Source organism: Haematobacter massiliensis (assembly GCF_000740795.1).
GTDB classification, from domain to species: domain Bacteria; phylum Pseudomonadota; class Alphaproteobacteria; order Rhodobacterales; family Rhodobacteraceae; genus Haematobacter; species Haematobacter massiliensis.
The window spans coordinates 37334-57074 of sequence record NZ_JGYG01000004.1 but is presented as its reverse complement, the minus strand read 5'-3'; the positions used below and the strand labels follow the sequence as shown (position 1 = coordinate 57074).

General features: G+C 66.8%; 14 protein-coding genes. 9 read left to right on the top strand and 5 right to left on the bottom strand.

Annotated elements, in window-relative coordinates; all coding sequences use genetic code 11:
• Nucleotides 1–152: 152 nt before the first annotated feature.
• The 5 genes from CN97_RS08210 to CN97_RS08190 all read left to right on the top strand — a co-directional run bounded on the left by CN97_RS08210 (nucleotide 153) and on the right by CN97_RS08190 (nucleotide 5415).
• On the top strand, nucleotides 153–1220 hold the full coding sequence (locus CN97_RS08210) for an ABC transporter substrate-binding protein (RefSeq protein ID WP_035709717.1): 1068 nt from the start codon (nucleotides 153–155) through the stop codon (nucleotides 1218–1220).
• A gap of 41 nt (nucleotides 1221–1261) precedes the next feature.
• On the top strand, nucleotides 1262–2107 hold the full coding sequence (locus tag CN97_RS08205) for an ABC transporter permease (RefSeq protein WP_051911075.1): 846 nt from the start codon (nucleotides 1262–1264) through the stop codon (nucleotides 2105–2107).
• Nucleotides 2104–2886, top strand: coding sequence for an ABC transporter permease (locus tag CN97_RS08200; protein WP_035709715.1), 783 nt, complete (start codon nucleotides 2104–2106; stop codon nucleotides 2884–2886). Before CN97_RS08205 ends, CN97_RS08200 begins: the two co-directional genes overlap by 4 nt.
• Nucleotides 2871–3656, top strand: a complete 786-nt coding sequence (locus CN97_RS08195) for an ABC transporter ATP-binding protein (RefSeq protein WP_051911074.1) — start codon at nucleotides 2871–2873, stop codon at nucleotides 3654–3656. Before CN97_RS08200 ends, CN97_RS08195 begins: the two co-directional genes overlap by 16 nt.
• A gap of 640 nt (nucleotides 3657–4296) precedes the next feature.
• Nucleotides 4297–5415 (top strand): aminotransferase, encoded by a 1119-nt coding sequence (locus CN97_RS08190; RefSeq protein WP_035709712.1) that lies wholly within the window; start codon nucleotides 4297–4299, stop codon nucleotides 5413–5415.
• A gap of 79 nt (nucleotides 5416–5494) precedes the next feature.
• On the opposite strand, the gene CN97_RS08185 is transcribed toward CN97_RS08190, so the two are convergent.
• From CN97_RS08185 to CN97_RS08175, 3 genes are all read right to left on the bottom strand, one after another.
• A complete protein-coding gene (locus CN97_RS08185) occupies nucleotides 5495–7477 on the bottom strand; it encodes a PhoX family protein (RefSeq protein WP_035709710.1) in 1983 nt (660 codons plus the stop codon).
• A 962-nt stretch (nucleotides 7478–8439) separates the two neighbouring features.
• Entirely contained in the window at nucleotides 8440–9570 is a 1131-nt protein-coding gene (locus CN97_RS08180; protein WP_035709708.1) for a ParB/RepB/Spo0J family partition protein, read from the bottom strand.
• Nucleotides 9567–10874 carry an AAA family ATPase gene (locus CN97_RS08175; RefSeq protein WP_035709705.1) on the bottom strand — a complete coding sequence of 436 codons (1308 nt, stop codon included), beginning with the start codon at nucleotides 10872–10874 and terminating at the stop codon, nucleotides 9567–9569. The genes CN97_RS08180 and CN97_RS08175 overlap by 4 nt, the downstream gene beginning before the upstream one ends.
• Before the next feature lie 532 nt (nucleotides 10875–11406).
• Between CN97_RS08175 and CN97_RS08170 the strand changes: the two genes are divergently transcribed.
• From CN97_RS08170 to phnE, 4 genes are all read left to right on the top strand, one after another.
• Entirely contained in the window at nucleotides 11407–12114 is a 708-nt protein-coding gene (locus tag CN97_RS08170; RefSeq protein WP_035709704.1) for a DnaA N-terminal domain-containing protein, read from the top strand.
• A gap of 75 nt (nucleotides 12115–12189) precedes the next feature.
• Nucleotides 12190–12993: a phosphonate ABC transporter ATP-binding protein gene (locus CN97_RS08165; RefSeq protein ID WP_035709703.1), complete on the top strand. Its 804-nt coding sequence runs from the start codon at nucleotides 12190–12192 to the stop codon at nucleotides 12991–12993.
• A gap of 14 nt (nucleotides 12994–13007) precedes the next feature.
• Nucleotides 13008–13997 carry a phosphonate ABC transporter substrate-binding protein gene (gene phnD, locus CN97_RS08160; protein WP_035709698.1) on the top strand — a complete coding sequence of 330 codons (990 nt, stop codon included), beginning with the start codon at nucleotides 13008–13010 and terminating at the stop codon, nucleotides 13995–13997.
• Between the two features lie 625 nt (nucleotides 13998–14622).
• Nucleotides 14623–15429 (top strand): phosphonate ABC transporter, permease protein PhnE, encoded by an 807-nt coding sequence (gene phnE / locus CN97_RS08155; protein WP_035709696.1) that lies wholly within the window; start codon nucleotides 14623–14625, stop codon nucleotides 15427–15429.
• Nucleotides 15430–15486: 57 nt separating this feature from the next.
• Here the strand turns inward: phnE and CN97_RS08150 are convergent, their stop codons facing one another.
• Together CN97_RS08150 and ilvD are read right to left on the bottom strand one after the other, a co-directional pair.
• Nucleotides 15487–16842 (bottom strand): esterase-like activity of phytase family protein, encoded by a 1356-nt coding sequence (locus tag CN97_RS08150; RefSeq protein WP_035709694.1) that lies wholly within the window; start codon nucleotides 16840–16842, stop codon nucleotides 15487–15489.
• 677 nt (nucleotides 16843–17519) lie between these two features.
• Nucleotides 17520–19364, bottom strand: coding sequence for a dihydroxy-acid dehydratase (gene ilvD / locus CN97_RS08145; protein WP_035710084.1), 1845 nt, complete (start codon nucleotides 19362–19364; stop codon nucleotides 17520–17522).
• Between the last annotated feature and the right edge of the window lie 377 nt (nucleotides 19365–19741).

Genomic DNA, 19741 nt, shown 5'->3' with positions numbered 1-19741 from the left:
TCCGAACCCCGGCTCCCCGGATCACCTGGCCCCTCGACCCGGGCTACCTCGATCCGGGTCGCTTCAACATTGGCCACCCCTTCCCTTGGGCCGCAACGCCCTTTCCCCTTCCCTCCGGCGATCGCCGGACCCGAACCGAAAGACGAAAAGCCATGACCGTCTCCCGCCGCACCTTCCTTGCCGCCGCCGCCGCCCTCGGCGCGCTGGCCGCCCCCTCCCTCTCCCTCGCCGGGACGAAAGTGGAGGTGATCCGCCTCGCCGGGCCCGGCAATGCCTCCGGCAAGCCCTATGGCAACGCCACCATCGGCCTGCTGCGCGGGCTGGAACTTCTGGAAAAGGAGTTCGAGGCCGACAAGATCGCCATCGAATGGCAGTTCCCGCGCGGCACCGGCCCCGCGATCAACGAGGCACTGGCCAACCGCCAGCTCGACTTCGCCTCCTACGGCGGGCTGCCCAATCTGGTGGGCCGCGGCGCGGGCGTGCCGACGAAGGTGCTGGCAGGCTCCGGCATCTCCCCCACCTATCTGGTCGCGCGGCCGGAGGCGGGGATCAATTCGCTGGCCGAGCTCAAGGGCCGCAAGGTCGCCTTTCAGCGCGGCACGATCTTCGAGCTGTCGCTGAACCGCATTCTGGAAAGCGTCGGGCTGACCAATCAGGATGTGGTGCTCTACGACATTCAGGGCGCCGACCAGATCTCCGCCATTCAGACCGGCGACGTTGACGTGATCGTCGGACAAGGCAACAGCACGCTGCACACGGTGAAGCAGGGCCTGACGAAGGTGCTCTACACCACCAAGGGCACGCCCGCGCCGGGCTCCACCTTCGGATCGCTGACCGTGCATGAGAAATTCGCCGCCGAACAGCCGGAGATCGTGGAACGGGTGCTGCGCGCCTTCGTGCAGGCCGCGCATTGGGGCAGTCAGGAGGAGAACCGTGACAAGGTCTTCGACATCTTCGCCCTGACCGGCACGCCCCGCGACAGCTATGTGGAGGATTACGCGGGCGACACGCTGGCCGACCGGCACACGCCGCTGCTCGACGGCTTCTACCGCTCGAACATCGAGGAGGGGCTGAAGTTCACGCTGGAAACCCGGCTGGTGCGGCGGCCCTTCGACGTGGCCGAATGGATCGACGACCGGCCGCTCACCCGGACGATCGACGCGCTCGGCTATGGCACCGTCTGGACCCCGCGCGATGCCGCGGGCAAGGCGGTCGGCTGACCCCATAAGGCCCGCGCCGCACCAAGAGAGAGGGACCAGCCATGACCGACATCGGCTTCAAGCACGTCACCCCGGCGCTTCCCAGCACCGTCGTCGCCTCCCCCGCGCTGACGGGGGCGCTGCGCCGGGTGGGTTGGGCGGCGCTCGGCCTCTTGCCGCCACTGGCGCTGCTGCTGCTGTGGCAGTTCGCGGTGGATCAGGAATGGCTGGCGGAGCAGATCCTGCCCGCCCCGGCGCTGGTCTGGGACACGACGCGGGAGTTGATCGCTTCCGGTGAACTCGCGGCCGAACTGGGGGTGAGCCTGCAACGCGTTCTGGCCGGAGTGGCCATGGGCGGCGGGCTGGGGCTGCTGGCGGGGCTGGCCTTCGGGCTGTCGCGGGGGCTCGACACCTATGTCGCGCCGACCGTGCGGGCCATCTGCCTCGTGCCGTCGCTGGGCTGGCTGCCGTTCTTCATGCTGATCTTCGGCATCGGCGAGGCGCTGAAGATCATCCTCATCGCCAAGACCTGCTTCCTGCCGCTGATGGTCTGCGCGCAGGAGGGGCTGCGCTCGCGCCCTGCGAAATACGACGAAGTCGCCGCGGCGTTGAACCTCAGCGGGCTGGACCGGCTGCGCTTCGTCACCCTGCCCGCGATCCTGCCGCATCTGCTGACCGGGCTGCGGCTGGCGCTGTCGAAGGGGTGGAAGGCGCTGATCCTGGTGGAGATGATCTCCTCCGCAGCGGGGCTCGGCTACCTGATGATGTGGGGACGCAAGGCGTTTCAACTCGATGTGGTCTTTGCCACCATCATCGCCATCGGTCTGGTCGGCTGGCTGCTGGATCAGGCGGTCTGGCGGCTGCAACGGCGCGCGACCGGCTGGTCGTTCCAGAAGGCTGAGCCATGACCACCGAGATTTCCCACCGGTTCTGGAAGGCGCTCCTGCTGCCCGCGGCGCTGATCGCGCTCTGGGCGGGGCTGGATGCGGCGGGGCTGACCAATGCGCGGCTCTTCGTCTCCCCCGCCCGGGTGGCGGAGACCTTCGCCGCCGACATGGCCGACGGCAGCCTGCCCGGCGCCACCGCCGCGACGCTGGCGCGCGCGCTGACCGGCTGGGCCATCGGCGGGGCGGCGGGGCTGCTGGCGGGTGTGGCGCTCGGCACGTCGGGGGTGGCGCGGGGGCTTTTCGACCCCAGCATCGCCAGCCTGCGGCAGATCGCGCTCTTTGCCTGGATCCCGCTCCTTTCCGCCTGGCTCGGCAATGGCGAGGCGATGAAGATCACGCTCATCGCGCTCGGCGCCTTCTTTCCCATGGCGCTGGCGGCGCAGGCCGGCTGCCAGAACGTGCCGCAGGGCTGGCGCGAGTTGGGCCGGGCGCTGGAGCTTTCGCCCCGCGCGCGTCTCACCACCATCGTGCTGCCCGCGGCGCTGCCCTCCATCCTCGCGGGGGTGGAGCTTTCCATGAACGTCGCCTGGCACGGCACCTTCGGGGCGGAATATCTGATCGGCACCGGCTATATCAACGGCATGGGCGACGGGATCGGTGCCTATCTGGCCGCCGCGCGGGAATATGCTCGGATGGACCGGGTGCTGCTCGGCGTGCTGGCGCTGTCGCTGATCGGGGTGTCGCTCGACCGGCTCATCGTTTCCCTGTCGCACAAGGTGGTCCCATGGCAGACACGCTGACCCTTCCCCGTCCCCGCACCGCTGCGGGCGAAGTCGCCCTGCACGGCGTCAGCCGCAGCTTCCGCGCCGGCGGGCGCGAGGTGCAGGCGCTGCGCGACGTGTCGCTCACCGTCGCGGCGGGGGAGTTCCTGGCCATCGTCGGCCCCTCCGGCTGCGGGAAATCCACGCTTCTGCGGCTGATCGCGGGGCTGGACCGGCCCGATGCCGGACATATCACGCTGGATGGCGCGGCGCTGGCCGGGCCGGGGCTGGACCGCGGTATCGTCTTTCAGGACCACCGCCTGCTGCCCTGGCTGAGCGTGGAGCGCAACATCGCGCTGGCGCTGCGCTCCCTGCCGGGGCCGGAGGCGGAGAAGACCGCACGGGTGGCGGAGCTGATCGCGCTCGTCGGGCTGCGCGGGTTCGAGGCCGCGCTGCCGCATCAACTCTCCGGCGGCATGTCGCAGCGCGCGGCCATCGCGCGTGCGCTGGCGCCGCGCCCGCCGGTGCTGCTGCTGGACGAACCCCTGGGCGCGCTGGACAGCCTGACCCGCGCGCGGCTGCAGGAGGAGCTTCTGGCGATCTGGGAACGGGAAAGCTCCACCGTCGTGCTCATCACTCATGATGTTGAGGAGGCGCTGGTGCTGGCCTCCCGCGTGGTCATCATGGAGCCCCGGCCGGGGCGCATCGGGCAGGAGGTCGCCGTGCCCCTGCCCCGCCCCCGGCGGCGGGAGGATCCGGCCTTCGTCGCGCTGCGCCAGCGGATCTCCGCCCGGCTGCACGGCATCTAGGCCCCGCGCGCGCTGCCATATCTGGCCCCTGCATGATCTCCCACAGGTCTCGGATGCCCACCGCCGGGCATCCGACGCGCGACGGCCGCGGGGCAGATCTCCATCCGCCGGCCCCCGTTCCCCGGCTTCTCCCGCAAGCTGAGACACAGCATCAAAACTCGGGCGCAACCAAAGCCGGACGGCCGTCGATGCCGCGATGGCCGTAGCGTCGTTGCCGGAGACGCCTATGTCCGGGGTCTTCACCCGGATCATGGTCCAGCGGCCGGTGTGAATGCCCCTGGCCGATCTGGAATGGCGCGCGGCGGCGAAGGGAAAGGCTGCTTCGACCCATCGGGCGAAGCCTTGCACGCTTGGCGCACGCGTGTTCGGCGAGCAGGTCGCCGCCATACAACGCGTTCGGGGCGGAAGAAGGGGAAGCGTCGCCCCCCCTGTCGTTCTGCCATCCGCAGCCTGTCGTTCCGCCATCCGATGCCATGCGGAGCATCCTCCCTTCATGCATCCCTCACGAGGCATGGAAACCCTCCGGAACCGCGGCTGAAAAGGTTGCACGCCGACCCGGATCGGGGCATCGCTGTGGCGACCACTGTGGGCGGTGCCCCTCCTGCAGCGACAGGACATTCTTCCGTACGAGGTGAAGCAGATGAAGATCGAACCTTTCCGTGTCGAAATCTGGATGAATGAATGGGAGACGAAATGTGATCTCAATCTTGCGGAAACCTGTGTCGAGAGCCTGACGATCGCGGAGCTTCTTGACCTGACAGGGCAAAATGCGACCGACCTGTCCGCGCTGTTGCCCTTGAAGATGACCTATGGCGCCATCGACGGATCGATGCGGCTGCGCGAGGCGATCAGCGCGCTTTACGACAAGCAGGCGCCCGACAACGTGATCGTGACCCACGGCACGATCGGCGCGAACATGCTCATACACCGATCACTTGTCGACCGCCGCGATCGCGTGGTTTCCGTCGTACCCACCTACCAGCAGCACTATTCGATACCTGAGAGCATTGGCGCCGACGTACATCTGCTGCACCTGCGCGAGGAGAACGGCTGGCTGCCTGACCTGGACCTTCTGCGGCAGCTGGTGGTGCCCGGCACGAAGATGATCGCGCTTACCAACCCCAACAACCCGACCGGGGCGCTCATCCCGCGCCCGATGCTGGAGGAGATCGCCGCAATCGCCCGCACTGTCGACGCCTGGGTGCTCTGCGACGAGGTCTATCGCGGCACCGATCAGGAGGGATCGGGGATGACCGCCTCCATGGCCGACATCTACGAGAAAGGCATCAGCACGGCGGGAATGTCCAAGGCCTACAGCCTTGCCGGACTTCGGCTCGGGTGGATCGCGGCCCCCCGCGCCGTGATCGAGGAGGTGATGATCCACCGCGACTACGACACGATCAGCGTGGGTGTCATCGACGATCATTTCGCCACGCTTGCGCTGGAAAACCGCGACCGCGTGCTTGGCCGGTCGCAGCACATCACGCGCGGCAATCTCGCCATTCTGGCCGAATGGATCGAGACAGAGCCGCGACTGTCCTGGGTCAGACCGAGATCGGGCACAACCGCGTTCATTCGCTACGATCTGCCGATGCCATCCCGCGACTTCTGCGTCGCGCTGATCGAAGAGACGGGCGTGATGTTCACACCCGGATCCGCCTTCGGAATGGAAGGCTATGTGCGGATCGGCTATGCGAACAATCCCGAGATCCTGAAAGCCGGCCTTGCACGCGTGTCGGCCTTCCTCGCCCGCCAGTGACCGGAAGTCACCCGATCCGCACCGGAACCACAGCGCGGCGGAACTTCCCCCGCCGCGCCGTCATCTCCCGAAAACCGGCTCAGCCGATCCGGCCGCCGCCGCGCTTGGTGATCGCAACGACCGCCGGACGCACCGGCATGTCATCGCGGAAGTCGGGCCAGCGGGTGGAGAGGTCTTCGTAGTACGACGGGCGGCCATGGCCTTCCCAATCGTCGCCGCCGTCACCGGGATGCTGCACGGCCACGAACATCGTGGTCATGTCTTCGGTCGGGCACGGGCCGCACATCTCGGCGCCCACCGGAACGCGATAGAAGAGCCGCGAGGTGCCGCGCGCCTGCCCTTCGGTATCGACCGCCCAGAGCCCGTCCGTCCGCCCGGTGCCCTTCATGGAGTTGCCGTCGGTAGAGACCCAGAGCCGCCCGTCCGCGTCGATCGCGGCGTTGTCAGGCATGCCGAACCAGCCGTTCTTCGTCGTCTCGGTGGAGAAGGTCGCACCGACTTCGGCCACGGAGGGATCCCCGCATTGCACCAGGATTTCCCACTGCCCCGTCGTCGCGGTGAAATCGCCTTCCGCCTCGATGATCTCGACGATATGGCCGAAGGCGTTGTTCAGGCGCGGGTTGGCGGCGTTCGCCTCCTTCCGGCGCGTGTTGTTGGTGAGCATGACATAGGCGCGGCCCGTCGCCGGGTTCGGCTGGATATCCTCCGGCCGGTCCATCGGCGTCGCGCCCAGAAGGTCGGCGGCCCGGCGGGTCTCGATCAGCACATCGGCCTGCGAGGCAAATCCGTTCGCTGCCGTCAGCGGGCCCTGGCCATGGATCAGCGGCAGCCATTCCATCCCCCCGCCCTCGTCGAAGCGCGCAACGTAGAGCGTGCCCTCATCCAGAAGGTCGAGGTTCGCGGCGCGGTCCTTCGGGTTGTACCGGCCCGCGGTCACGAACTTGTAGACGTAGTCGAAGCGTTCGTCGTCACCGAGGTAGAACACGACCCGGCCGTCTGCGGCCACGACACTTTCCGCACCCTCGTGCTTGAAGCGGCCAAGCGCCGTGCGCTTCTTCGGCACGGAGTTCGGGTCCATCACGTCGACCTCGACCACCCAGCCGAAGCGGTTCGGCTCATTGGGCTCTTGCGCGATGTCGAAGCGTTTGTGGAACTTGCCCCAATCATAGTCGCCCGCAGGCACGCCAAGGCGCTTGTAGTTCTCCGCCTCGGGATGGCCCGCGGGCAATTCCCCCAGGAAGTAGCCGTGGATGTTCTCCTCGGCCATGATGTACGTGCCCCACGGCGTCACGCCGCCGGCGCAGTTGTTGATCGTCCCGAAGACCCGCGTCCCGCTGGCATCTTCGGAGGTTTTCACCCGGTCGGTCCCTGCCACCGGGCCCGACAGGCGCATTTCGGTCTTGGCGGTGATGCGGCGGTTCAGCGGCGCGTCCAGCACCGGGCGCCATTTGCCGTCCTGCTTGCGGATCTCGATGATCGTGCCGCCATGGGCGGCCATCTCGATATTCACGCGCTCCTGGGTCGCGGGCGTAACCTTCACCTTGCCCTCGGCGATAGTGACGACGCCCGGGAACATGAGGTGTTCGTTGGTGTATTCGTGGTTCACGACCAGCAGGCCGCGATCGGAAGCTCCGTCCAGCGGGATGAACCCCACGAAGTCGTTGTTGTAGCCGAACTGACGCTCCTGCGCCGTCTCGCTCTGCCGGGTCGGATCGAAGTCCGGAGCGTCGGCAAACACCTTGTCACCCCAGCGGAGCAGGATATCGGCATCGTAGCCGTCGGCGACGTGGTGGTCGGCATCGACGCCGGCCTCGACCTCGGGAAAGTTGAACGCGGAACCCGTCGTGCCGGCGCGGGCCTCATCGGCGGCCAGCAGCGCCACCGGCGACACGGTCGCGGCGATGGCCGAAAGCGCCATGGACCCTTTCATGAAGCTGCGGCGCGAGAAGCGGGCGGCGATGATGTCGCCCATCGTCCGGTTCTGGGTGGGGTTCAGGCCGGGACCATCCGCCTCCTCCAGCTTCGAAGTGCGGAACATCTGGCTTTGGCTGAGCTCGGTCATATCGTCTCCTGGCGCGTGTGCTCGGTCGTGCGGCGGGAATAGACCGGCTTTGTGACGTCGTGACGACGATCCGGCCGGAATCTCGGCTCCCGGTCGTTACCCGTGGCCACCGGCGACGATCCAGCTCTCAACCGCAACGTCTTCGGAATGACGTGCGGGGGCCAGCGAGGCGTCTCGATCTGCGACTTTCAGCAAGCCTCGGTCCTCGATGCCCCTCTACCATGATCGGGAATTGTTCCGGCATGTCGGCCGGATACCGCCCGCCGCGATCGACGCCCTTTGGGTGGTGATACGGGGGCAGCGGGAGAGCGGAGGCATGCAACGCATGGGGTAGCCTGATCCGCGCGGCGACGAAGGACGGAAAGTGAAATGCGGTTCTGATCCGATGCGCCCGTTGGCCGTCGTCGGCCGGTCACGCGCTTGCGCGCAGCAACGATCCGCCCCGAGAAGGTTGGCGCGCCGCAAACGGGTTCCTTTCCCCGGATCGATTCGGGGCAACTCCGCCCCCGGCATCCCCAGATTATCCCTCGGTCAACCGATGGCTTTGCCCTGATCGCGGTTTCACCAGTGCAGTAACCGTCGTCTCCCGGCAGGCGCCGCGAAGTTCTGGCGCCGGAGCGCGCGCGTCACCGGTTTGTGGTGACCGCGATGGTGATAGGCGCCGGGGGCGGCATTCTGATGCTGGAGCACGCGGCCATCACCTGTCTCCATCACAACACACCCTGCCTCAAGGCATGTGGTGCTCCGGTTCGGCCTGCCATGCCAGTTTCTGCGGGTATATTTTCAGCGCTGGATGATCTCCATTAGGCGCATTATTATCCCATTATGCGCACTACACACGGTTTACGTTGTTACCCTCGTTACTACCGATAAGTTGCGCTTATCGGTACTCCATGCCAGCCTGCATTCCGGCGTGAAAAGGTGGCGGGAAGCAAGCCCAACCACCTTCCCCCCGGGGAAGATCATGACAACTCATCGAGCATCCGCGCCACGGCTGCCTGCAGCTTCCGCCGGTCGAGCGAGGAAAAGTCCCGTGGCAGCTTGATCTCCAGCCGGCCGTTCGCCGCCATGCACTTCGCCACCCCAAGCCGTGAGGTCAGTTGGAACGTGGTCTTCGCCCTTCCCGCCGGGCCTTGCGCCGAAGCTGTCCGGCTGCTCACCGGCGCCTCACCATTGTCCACCCCCTCCCCGGCTATGTTGCGCAGCACCTCCAGCTCGTCGGAAACGGATCGGTTGTCCCAGTTCTCCAGGCTGCTCCGTATCTGGGCGACAAGCTCGGGACGCTCATCCAGAACGGTGGCGAGCTTCAGCCCCAGCGCCCTCGGGATGTGCCGCGCATGGATCAGATCATCGCCAAGGCGCGACATGAGCCGGATGAACTGCCGGATATAACTGCGCTTCTGGTAGCCCGCAGAGTGAAACAGCTCCGCGACTGCCTTGTCAGGGTCCGTCTCCGCCGTCCCGGGATCGGCCGCATAATGCAGGGCAACCATCGCCATCTCGGCAAAGGATATGTCCTTCCGGACAAGGTTCTCATCGACCATGCGCCGATAAAGACGCTCAAGCTCCTCCCCCTGGGCAGAGATGCCCGCAGGGATCCGCCCCCAGCGCTCGCTGTCGCCCGTCTCTTCCAGCAGCCGTTTGAACGCCGTCCACCGCCTGTGGCCCTGAATGAGCTCGTAGCGCCCGTCTGCCCGCCGCTCCACACGAATGGGGTTGGAGAGACCAATGTCGCGCAGAGAGGCAATCAACTCCTCCAGTTCCGGGTCATCTCCGCGGGCGCGGTCCCGCATCAGCTTCGTGGCGTCGATCTCATCAAGCGGGATGGTGTCGACAATCAAGCCGAGCTTCTTCAGCCGGACATGCTCCTCCGCCAGCGCATCATTCTCGGCCCGGATCTTCTCTTCGATCACCCGGCGCTCGCGTAGCGCGCCAGCGTTCTCGGTGATTGCCGCGGCCATCGGCGAGCGGCGCGCCGCGTCGCTCCGATCGCCCTCCCCTGCCCCGGGCTTCGGGTCGCGTTCCTTCCCCGCGGGGAAGCCCGGAGCTTCCTCATCGGGGAGGTCGATATCAAAGATGCGGCGCTTCTTCATTCCGCGTCCTCCAGCTTGTCCCAGGCATTCAGGAAGCAGTCCTTGAACTCCTCATAGGCACGGTCAAAGGACGTCCGCGCCCGGCGCCACGTCTCCCGTGTCATCGAGCGGTAGTCTATCTCATAGACGGAGGAGAGGAAGCGGCCGGATTGCTCCACCGCCCGCGTCATCTCTATCGGCTCCCGCGCGACGGTATCGCCGAAGACCTTGCGGAACGCCTGATACATGGCGCGATGCAGCTCGTTGTTCGGCTCGTAGCGGGTCATGAGGAAGCGCAGGTCGAGAAAGGCCTTGGGAAGGCCGATCTTCCCCGCAGGGAAGGTGCCGTCGAAGCCGGTCGCCAGATCCGCCAGCGCTTCTGCCAGCTGACCGATGAAAGACGTTGTCGAGTCGTATTCCCAGTACCCCGGCCCGGAGGGGATATAGAGCACGTCGGCCGCGAACACCGCGTTCATCGACTGATACCCGATCGCCGGCGGGCAGTCGAAGATGATGAGGTCATAGGCTTCGTTGGGCAGCGCATCCAGATAGCGGGAGACGGCCGCGAAGAAGGACCAGTCGGGATTGAGGTGCCGGTACTGGGCGGACGCGAACTCCACGAAGGCGGCATTGGCGCAGGAGGGGACGATGTCGATCGTCGGCCAGGCCGTCGGCTTGATGAAGTCTCCGATGCGGAGATCACCCATGCCCAGATCGCGCACCGAAGAGGGCAGGCGGCGTTGGGGCAGGGCGGTTCCTGTTTCAGCGGCACGCGGCGCGGCGTTCATCCGCTCCGTCTCATGCACGAGATCGCGAGCGATGATCCCCCAGACGGTCAGCTCCTCGCTCACGTCATGCAGGCCCATCGAATGGGTGAGCGTCGCCTGCGGATCGAAGTCGATGACCAGCACGCGGTAGCCATCGAGAGCGGCGGCATGCGCCATATGCAGCGCCACGGTGGACTTGCCCGCGCCCCCCTTGAAGTTGGAGATCGCAACCCGGATCGCCCGCTTGCGCACCGGCCGCCGGGGCATCAGCGAGGCGCGGTTCACCTTCATCTTGCGCCGCAGCTCGTTGATCTCCGCCAGCGAGAACCAGCGCTGCCGGCCATCCTCCTCAACTTCCCCGCCGGGAAGGTCGGGGTCCTGGGCGAGCCTGCCCCGGAAGGTGGACTGATTGATGCGAAAGATCAGCTCCGACACCTCCCAGCTGGAGAAGCGGCGGAGTGTCTTCTCATGCTCGGGAGAGAAGGTCTGGCGGCGAATGTGCCCCTGCATCTTCAGCGACTGCGCCTGAAGGGCGGCCAGATCCTCATGAGTGAACATAGATGGCATCCATTCTTTGAACGTAAATTATCATCAGGATCAGAATTACGCGGGATTTGCGTGAACCGCAAAATATAAGTTACAGTAACCCAGCAAATAGCGGAAAGTCGTTTTCCCCTTGCCACACTGGGGCTTTGCAAGCGCCCCCCGATTCGCTGCCAGCAGGGCGAGGAGGGTCTGGCGAATGCCTCCGAACGGCAGCGGAAGCTGCCAATGGGGGGACATAACCCGGGCATCCGCTAGCAGTTGAGGGGACATTATCCTGAATTGGGGTGACATACTGGGTGTCCCTCAATACCAGTGGAACCGATTTTTAACGCATCTGGGGCAGATCAGGGCGCCGTCTCGGAAAGAGGCTGCTTGACAGAATCGTGGCAGACAACGCTAATGGCGTTAATCTGGCGAAAAGCGTTGGCAGTCACCGTCTGGAGGAGCACAAGGACGCAGTTCCCACATCTCCGCCGAGCAGCGTTGGCATCCGGCGCAAGCAAGCCGAAGGCGAAGGCGGGGCAACCGTCGAAGGGGCAGAACGATGTTGATCCGCAAGGCGGTGGGGCGCGGCAGCGCCACGTATAAGTATGACCTGCTGACCGTGCTGGGCACTTATGCCCTGTCGCAGGACAAGACCTTGCAGCGGCAGACGCTCCGCCTCATCTGCCTCATCACGGCGCGTTACAACTGGCAGAGCGATACGCTGTCGATCGGTCAGGAGGAGATCGCGAAGCTGTGGTCCGTCGATCCCCGGACGGTCAAGCGCGAGATGGCGGCGTTCCGCGCCCGGGGCTGGCTGATCGAACGGCGCGCCGCGGCCCGGGGCAGGGTGGCCGTGCACGGGCTGGGAATCCGCCGGATACTCGAGGATACCCGCCTGGTCTGGGAGCGCGTGGGGCCGGATCTCGTGCAGCGGCTGGACGGGGATGCGCCGTCGGGCGGGGCGGCAGATGTCAAGGTCATCCCCTTTCCGCAGCCAGACGGGCCGGAGGCCGGACAGGCGGGGCCGGTGTGGGCCGCGGTCGCGGACCTGCTGCGGGCCGAGGATGCAGGCCGCTACCGCGCGTGGTTCGCGCCGCTGCACGCGGAGTGGCGGGACTACGAATTGCTGCTGGAGGCGCCGAGCGATTTCCACGCGCGATATATAGAGACGCATTTCCTCGCCCGGATCGAGGCCGCTTTGGCACGGGTCGCGCCGGGGGGGAGGGCGCTGATCGTGGGCAGACCGCCGCAATCGTCACGCGAGTGACATCTCTCCGACACGAAACGCACATGCTTTGCCGTCAATTTCCGCCGCGACAAACTGCGACGGCCCGGAGACAGCATGACGGCGATCAGCACCCACCGACTTTCACGACGCTTCGGGCGCACGCAGGCGCTGGATGGCGTCACGATCGAGATCGCCGAGGGCGAGATGGTCGCCCTGATTGGCGCCTCCGGCTCCGGCAAATCCACCCTCATTCGCCATATCGCCGGGCTGGAGCGGGCTGACACCGGTCGGGTCCGGGTGCTGGGCCGCGCCGGGCAGGAAGAGGGCCGGATGCTCTCGCGCCCGGACGGGTCTGTGGCGGTGCTGTTTCAGCAGTTCAATCTCGTCGGCCGCATGTCTGTACTGATGAACGTGCTCATGGGCCATCTGGGCCGGGTGCCACGGTTGCGCGGAACGCTCGGGATCTTCACGGCGGAGGAGAAGGCGGCTGGCCTGTCCGCGCTTTCCCGCGTTGGCATCGGGCAGGTGGCGGGGCAGCGCGCCTCAACGCTTTCGGGCGGACAGCAGCAGCGGGCGGCGATCGCGCGCTGCCTGGTGCAGAAGGCGCGCATCCTGATTGCGGATGAGCCGATATCGGCGCTGGACCCGGCCTCTGCACGGCGGGTGATGGACGTGCTGGCCGATGTGAACGCGCGCGAGCGGATGACGGTGCTCGTCTCGCTCCATCAGGTCGAATATGCGCGGCGCTATTGTCGGCGAACCATCGCGATGCGCGATGGCCGCGTGGTCTATGACGGGCCGACGACCGCGCTCAACAACGGTTTCCTCGCGGAGCTCTATGGCGCTGCCTCGGAGGAACTGGTTCTGCCGGAGGCGCCGCCCGCCGCGGCGGCCGCCCCGGTCCTTACTCTTGCATGAAACGGAGACCCCTCATGAAAGCCTTCCTGCAGGCCGCCGCGGCGCTGACGCTGACCGCCGCCCTGACCGGCCCCGCGCTTGCCGCCGATCCGATCAATTTCGGCATCATTTCCACGGAGAGCCAGCAGAACCTGCGCACGCAGTGGGAGCCCTTCCTTGCCGATATGGAGGCACAGACCGGGCTGGAAGTGAAACCGTTCTTCGCCTCCGACTATGCCGGGATCATTGAGGGCATGCGCTTCGGCAAGGTGCAGATGGCATGGTATGGCAACAAGTCCGCCATGGAGGCCGTGGACCGCGCGGACGGCGAGGTCTTCGTCCAGTCGGTCGCCGTGACGGGGGAGCCGGGCTACTGGTCGGTGATCGTCGTTCCCGCCGACAGCAAGGTGCAGACGCTTGACGATCTGCTCACCTGCGACAAGACCATGAACTTCGGTCTGGGCGACCCGAACTCCACCTCGGGCTTTCTGGTGCCGATGACCTTTGTCTTTGCGCAACGCGGGATCGACCCCAAGACCTGCTTCCGCAATGTGACCAATGCCAACCACGAGAGCAACGCCATGGCGGTTGCCAACAAGCAGGTGGATGCAGCGGCCAACAACACGGAAAGCCTCGCGCTCATCGAGCAGAACCAGCCCGCGGCATTCGCGAAGCTGCGCGAGATCTGGCGCTCCCCGCTGATCCCGTCCGACCCGATCGTCTGGCGCAAGGACATGGACGCCGAGACCAAGGAGAAGGTGCGGACCTTCTTTCTGACCTACGGCACCGACAAGTCCAAAGGCGATATCAAGCGGGAGCGCGAGATTCTTGCCGGGCTGAAATGGGCACCCTTCCGGCCCTCCTCCGATGCGCAGCTGCTGCCGATCCGGGTGATGGAGCTTCAGAAATCCATCGTGCAGGTCGAGGCGGACCAGGGACTTTCGGCGGCCGACAAGGCGGCGAAGCTGGAGGAACTGAATGCGCGGAAGGCCAAGTACGAGGCGGAGCTGGCCACCTCCGGCTGACGCGGGGCACGCGGGCGGGCTGCCCGGACCCGGGGCGTGACATGGTGCGCATCGCCCCGGCGGCCGCTCGCGGGAAACCGGGGGCGGCGCGATCGACGCGAAGAAACCCTTGCGGCCGGAGCGGTGAAGCAGGGGTTCTCGTTCGCGGGCAGCTCCGCAGGAAAGACGAGGCCGGGGTTCGACTGTCGATCCTGCGCGCGGCCAGATCGGTCGTCGCGCAGACGGAGTTGTGGCTTGCCCCCGCGGCGAAGTGACTACCGGTTGAGCAGGCGCGAGACTGTGGCGCGGCTCGTGGCGAAGACGAGGGTATTGGGCGCGGGGCACGCGCAGGGGGAGGCCAACTCTTCCCTAGCTTCTCAGCTCCTGTGGGAGCGTGGAGCTTGCATGCGGGCGATGTGCCGTGCGCGGGGGCCAAGCGCGGGAGCAGGAAATCGCAGGCCCGGGCGCCTGCCAGCCCTGTGACAATACGGTTGCCGGCAGCGCGGCGCGGTCCGGTTCTGCGGGGCCCTTCTGCACCATCGGCGCGCGCTCTGCGATGACCTGCCAGCGCACCCTCTGCCGGGGAGCGGTGGCAGGCGAGCAAGGAACATGGCTCGACGACGGGCCTAATCTACGGAAGGACGAGATGCACGACATCGCCACCCCCTCTCTCCCGGCTGAGTCCGCCGAGACGCGCGCAACCCGTTGGCGCGGCTTCGCTCTTGCGGGAGGGCTCGCGCTCGCGCTCGCCCTGTCATGGCAGGCGGCGGAGATGGACCGCTGGACCTATCTGTTCACAGATGCGGGCAACATGGCGGAATATGCGAGGGGCTTCCTGCACCCCGACTTTTCCGCCTGGCGCTTTTATCTGGAGGAGATGATCGTCACCATTCAGATCGCGCTTTGGGGGACGTTCCTCGCCGTGGTCCTGTCGGTGCCGTTCGGCATTCTCTCGGCCCACAACATGGCGCCGTGGTGGGTGCTGCAGCCGGTCCGCCGGTTGATGGATCTGTTCCGCGCCATCCACGAGATCGTCTTCGCGGTGCTTTTCGTGGTCGCGGTGGGCCTTGGCCCCTTCGCGGGCGTCATGGCACTTTTCGTCCATACCACGGGCGTGCTGGCCAAGCTCTTTTCCGAGGCGGTGGAGGCGATCGACCCCCGTCCGGTCGAGGCGATCCGCACCACCGGCGCCTCCCGCGTGCAGCAGATCGTGTTCGGGGTGATCCCGCAGGTGCTGCCGCTGTGGATCTCCTTCTCGCTCTATCGGCTGGAATCCAACATCCGCTCCGCCCCAGTGCTGGGCATCATCGGGGCAGGGGGGATCGGGCAGGTGCTGTTCGAGGCGGTCCGCGGCTTCTACTACCCGCAAGCCTCCGCCATCCTGATCATCGTGGTGCTGACGGTGTCGGTGATGGATCTCGCGTCCCAGAAGCTGCGGCAGATGTTCATCTGACGCTCCCAGCGGCGCAGGAGAGGCAACGCCCCGGAGCGATCCGGGGCGTTTTGGCGTTCAGCGTGCCGCCAGCAGTTCCGGCACGGACAGCAGGATGAACTCGTTATCCGCCGCACTCCCGATCTGCCGCCCGCCGGAGAAGGGCAGGTTGTTGTCGTTCGCGACGAGGATATGCGTCTCGTCCACCCGGGCCACGTTCTCGATTGTGAAGAACGGGAAGGTGAACGGGCCTTCGGCGGGTTTGTGGGCCGGGAGCGCCTTGCCCTCCGGGTCCGCTATGTCGAGCAGGTTCACATGGGCGATGCGGCGGATGTATCCCGCGTCATCCACGCTGGCGGTATCGACCAGAACGATGTTCTTCACCTTGGCCGGTTGCGGGTAGCAGGCGGACCAGCTGTCGGACCCGGGCGCACAGGCCCGGGCCGCGTCGCCTTCGCCGTTGTCGCGCTCGATGACCAGCGCGCGGGTGGCGTCGATGAAGTTGACGTCGCCGATCGCCGTCGCGCCTTCGGAGAGGCGGAAGCGGTAGCTGTCGCCCGTCCAGTCACCCGCGGCGGTATCGAAGGTCATCACGCGGAGGAAGTCGCCCTCCGGCTTGCCGCCCTCTGCCAGCAGGGGCTTTTCGAGCATGGCCCAGAGCAGCCCGGTGCCGGGTTGCAGGCCCATCCCCTCATACCCGCCGGAGCGTTGGACGCGGAAGCCTTTGCCGGGTTCGGCGGGCACGGTCACGCCGGGGCTGTCCGGCCCGGAGAGCGTGGCGCCGTCGAGCGTTGTGCGATGGACGGAAAGGATGCGGCCATCGGGTGCCACACGGAGGAGGGAGGGGCCGAACTCCTCGCCGATCCAGATCGCGCCGTCATGGAACTGAATGCTCTCCGGGTCGAAATCCGCGCCGGTCAGGTAGCGGCTTTCCGTGCCCTCGTTGGCGATGCGGAAGGGCACCCTGCGGTCGGGATCGCGGAGGAACACCGTCTCCAGCCGCGCGACCTTGCCGGTGGCGAAATCGGGCGCGAGGCGGTGGAAGAACAGCATGGCGTCAGGGCTGTTTGCCTTGGTGCCGAAGCCGTTGTCGGTGAGCGTGAACCAGCTTCCGTCCGGCGCGCGGTTCATGGCGAGGCCGGACATCCCCTGCACCGGCTGGCCGAGGAACGGGAGGGAGAGGCCGGTCGGATGGCTGCCGTAGGCCTTGCCGACATCGCCCGCGACGCTCATCGGGTGATCGTTCCGTGCGGGGCCGGTGAACTTGCCCGAGACCCAGAGGTCGCGCGGCGCATCGGCGGGCGGGGCGATCAGCGTGAAGGCGGGCAGGACGGCATGACCGGCAAGCGTGGCGGGAAAGGTTTCTTCGGCGAGAGCGGGCGCGGCAAGCGCGGTGAGCGCGACGGCCATTGCCGTGGCGGTAGAGGGGCGCATCCGGGGAACTCCTTCAAGGGTTGAGCCGGCCTCCTGCTAGCGGCTCCGCATGTCAGCGCGGCTGCGGAAACATGGCGGAACGATGACGGCGGCCGCGTCCGCGGGAGGGCGACAGCCGAGGGGGCGTCATCCGTCATGGCGGGGAAGCCGTGCTCGATGAGCGGGCGCTCTGCACCCGCGCTTGGAGCCGGTTGCCCGGAAGATTGCGCCGTGATGGGGATAGGGGCGCCCTGCGCAAACGGTTCGAGCCGGTCGCGGAAGGGGGCGATGAGTCATGGCGGGCGCCCTGCGCAAGCGCTCGGAGCCTTTGCCGCGGGAGTGGCTGCCGATCCCCCCGGCACATTCGAGTACGGCCGTCCCGCTGAGGCGTGGCCGGACGCGCTGGCCATGGACCGGCGATTGCAGGGGACTCCGATCGCCACGAACGCGGGCATGGAGTTCCGCCTCTTCGCCTCGCGTGGCGGGTATCGCGAGGTGTCAGGGGCGTCTGGGCTTCCGGGGCGCTGCGGCAGGCGGAGCTGCCTCCCGACCAAGGGGCAGCTCCCACTCCGGCACCCCTGCCGGGGCATGTTTCCTGCGCCGTCGCGGCATTCCGTCTGGAGGACGCAGCTTGGGCAGGCTGTCTCCGGGCGGGGCTTCGCAGCCGATGCCGCCCGGAGCGCTCACCGTTTGCCGGATCAGTCCGCGAGATCGCCGAGGATGCGCACCGCCCCCTTGTCCGCGGAGGAGGCGAAGGCGGCATAGGCTTTCAGCGCGGTCGTCACGTTGCGCTTGCGCGGTTCCGCGGGTTTCCAGCCGAGCCGGTCCTGCTCCTCCCGCCGACGGTCGAGTTCGGGCACGTCCACCATGAGGTCGATGGTGCGGTTCGGGATGTCGATGGCGATCGTGTCGCCGTCCCGGACGAGGCCGATGGCGCCGCCCTGCGCCGCTTCCGGCGAGGCGTGGCCGATGGAAAGGCCCGAGGTGCCGCCCGAGAACCGCCCGTCGGTGATGAGCGCGCAGGATTTGCCGAGGCCGCGGGATTTCAGGTAGCTGGTGGGATAGAGCATCTCCTGCATGCCGGGGCCGCCCTTCGGCCCCTCATAGCGGATGACGACCACATCGCCTGCCTTCACGGCACCGCCGAGGATGCCCTTCACGGCCGCGTCCTGACTTTCAAAGACCACCGCCGGACCGGTGAACTTCAGGATGGATTCGTCCACCCCCGCCGTCTTCACGATGCAGCCGTCGAGCGCGATGTTGCCCTTCAGCACCGCGAGGCCCCCGTCCTTGGAGAACGGGTGTTCGGCGGAACGGATGACGCCGTTCTCCCGGTCGAGGTCCAGGTCGTCCCAGCGGGAGGACTGGCTGAATGCCACCTGCGTCGGCACGCCGCCGGGCGCGGCCTTGAAGAAGGTGCGCACCGTCTCCGACTGAGTGCGGGAGATGTCCCAGCGGTCGATGGCCTCGCCCAGCGTGGGGGTGTGGACGGTGGGCGTGTCGCGGTGCAGAAGACCCGCCGCCTCGAGCTGACCGAGGATCGCCATGATCCCGCCCGCACGGTGAACGTCCTCCATGTGCACGTCGTTCTTCGCTGGCGCGACCTTGGACAGGCACGGGACTCGGCGCGACAGCCGGTCGATATCGCCCATGTCGAAGTCGATCCCGCCCTCATAGGCGGCGGCGAGGATGTGCAGCACCGTGTTGGTCGAGCCGCCCATGGCGATGTCGAGCGACATGGCATTCTCGAAGGCGCGCTTGTTGGCGACATTGCGCGGCAGGATCGAGGCATCGTCCTGCTCGTAATAGCGCTTGGCCAGATCGACGATCAGGTGGCCCGCCTCCACGAAGAGGCGCTTGCGGTCCGCATGGGTGGCGAGCGTCGAGCCGTTCCCCGGCAGCGACAGGCCGAGCGCCTCCGTCAGACAGTTCATGGAGTTCGCGGTGAACATGCCGGAGCACGACCCGCAGGTCGGGCAGGCGGAGCGTTCGATGACCTTCACATCCTCGTCCGACACCTTGTCGTCGGCGGCGGCGACCATCGCATCAACGAGGTCAAGCGCCACGGTCTTGCCGTGCAGGACGACCTTGCCCGCCTCCATCGGTCCGCCGGAGACGAAGACCGCGGGGATGTTGAGCCGCATGGCCGCGTTCAGCATGCCGGGAGTGATCTTGTCGCAGTTGGAGATGCAGACCATCGCATCGGCGCAATGGGCGTTGACCATGTATTCCACGCTGTCCGCGATGATCTCGCGCGAGGGGAGCGAGTAGAGCATCCCGTCATGACCCATGGCGATGCCGTCATCGACCGCGATGGTGTTGAACTCCTTGGCGACGCCGCCCGCCGCCTCGATCTCCCGGGCGACGAGCTGACCCAAATCCTTGAGATGGACGTGGCCGGGCACGAACTGGGTGAAGGAGTTTACCACGGCGATGATCGGCTTGCCGAAATCGCCGTCCTTCATGCCGGTGGCGCGCCAGAGGCCGCGGGCCCCTGCCATGTTGCGGCCGTGCGTGGTGGTGCGGGAACGATAGGCGGGCATGGGATCATCTTCCGTTTGGCTCTCCGGCGCCGCCCAGAAGCGGAGCCGGATGAGATGTGTCTGGCTGGCGCGGGCGAGCCGCGCGCTGCTGAAATTGGTTCCTCCGTAGCAGGACGTGCTTACGCCTCCCGGCGCGGGTTTTGTAGCCCAATTTTTCGAGATCTTGCGGCGAGACGCCCGGTAGGCGGGGGTGCGGCGCATTTCTCCCGGCGGGAACGCAGTTTCCTGAGCGCGCAACGCGGGCGCGCTTACCTATCCGCGACTCGGTCCCGCGCAGAGGGTAACGGGGGGTAAGGGCCGGAAAAGCCGTCAATGACGCTTTTCATCGCAGGGCGTCCCCTGTAGGAAGGCGCCAAATCGCCAGCGAAGGGGGAACT

Bases quoted from the DNA above. Each gene is read 5' to 3' on its own strand.
- phnD (WP_035709698.1), top strand. From the start codon at position 13,008: ATGAAAGCCTTCCTGCAGGCCGCCGCGGCGCTGACGCTGACCGCCGCC.
- CN97_RS08210 (WP_035709717.1), top strand. From the start codon at position 153: ATGACCGTCTCCCGCCGCACCTTCCTTGCCGCCGCCGCCGCCCTCGGC.
- CN97_RS08180 (WP_035709708.1), bottom strand. From the start codon at position 9,570: ATGAAGAAGCGCCGCATCTTTGATATCGACCTCCCCGATGAGGAAGCT.
- ilvD (WP_035710084.1), bottom strand. From the start codon at position 19,364: ATGCCCGCCTATCGTTCCCGCACCACCACGCACGGCCGCAACATGGCA.
- CN97_RS08185 (WP_035709710.1), bottom strand. From the start codon at position 7,477: ATGACCGAGCTCAGCCAAAGCCAGATGTTCCGCACTTCGAAGCTGGAG.
- CN97_RS08170 (WP_035709704.1), top strand. From the start codon at position 11,407: ATGTTGATCCGCAAGGCGGTGGGGCGCGGCAGCGCCACGTATAAGTAT.
- CN97_RS08205 (WP_051911075.1), top strand. From the start codon at position 1,262: ATGACCGACATCGGCTTCAAGCACGTCACCCCGGCGCTTCCCAGCACC.
- phnE (WP_035709696.1), top strand. From the start codon at position 14,623: ATGCACGACATCGCCACCCCCTCTCTCCCGGCTGAGTCCGCCGAGACG.
- CN97_RS08200 (WP_035709715.1), top strand. From the start codon at position 2,104: ATGACCACCGAGATTTCCCACCGGTTCTGGAAGGCGCTCCTGCTGCCC.
- CN97_RS08195 (WP_051911074.1), top strand. From the start codon at position 2,871: ATGGCAGACACGCTGACCCTTCCCCGTCCCCGCACCGCTGCGGGCGAA.
- CN97_RS08190 (WP_035709712.1), top strand. From the start codon at position 4,297: ATGAAGATCGAACCTTTCCGTGTCGAAATCTGGATGAATGAATGGGAG.
- CN97_RS08175 (WP_035709705.1), bottom strand. From the start codon at position 10,874: ATGTTCACTCATGAGGATCTGGCCGCCCTTCAGGCGCAGTCGCTGAAG.
- CN97_RS08165 (WP_035709703.1), top strand. From the start codon at position 12,190: ATGACGGCGATCAGCACCCACCGACTTTCACGACGCTTCGGGCGCACG.
- CN97_RS08150 (WP_035709694.1), bottom strand. From the start codon at position 16,842: ATGCGCCCCTCTACCGCCACGGCAATGGCCGTCGCGCTCACCGCGCTT.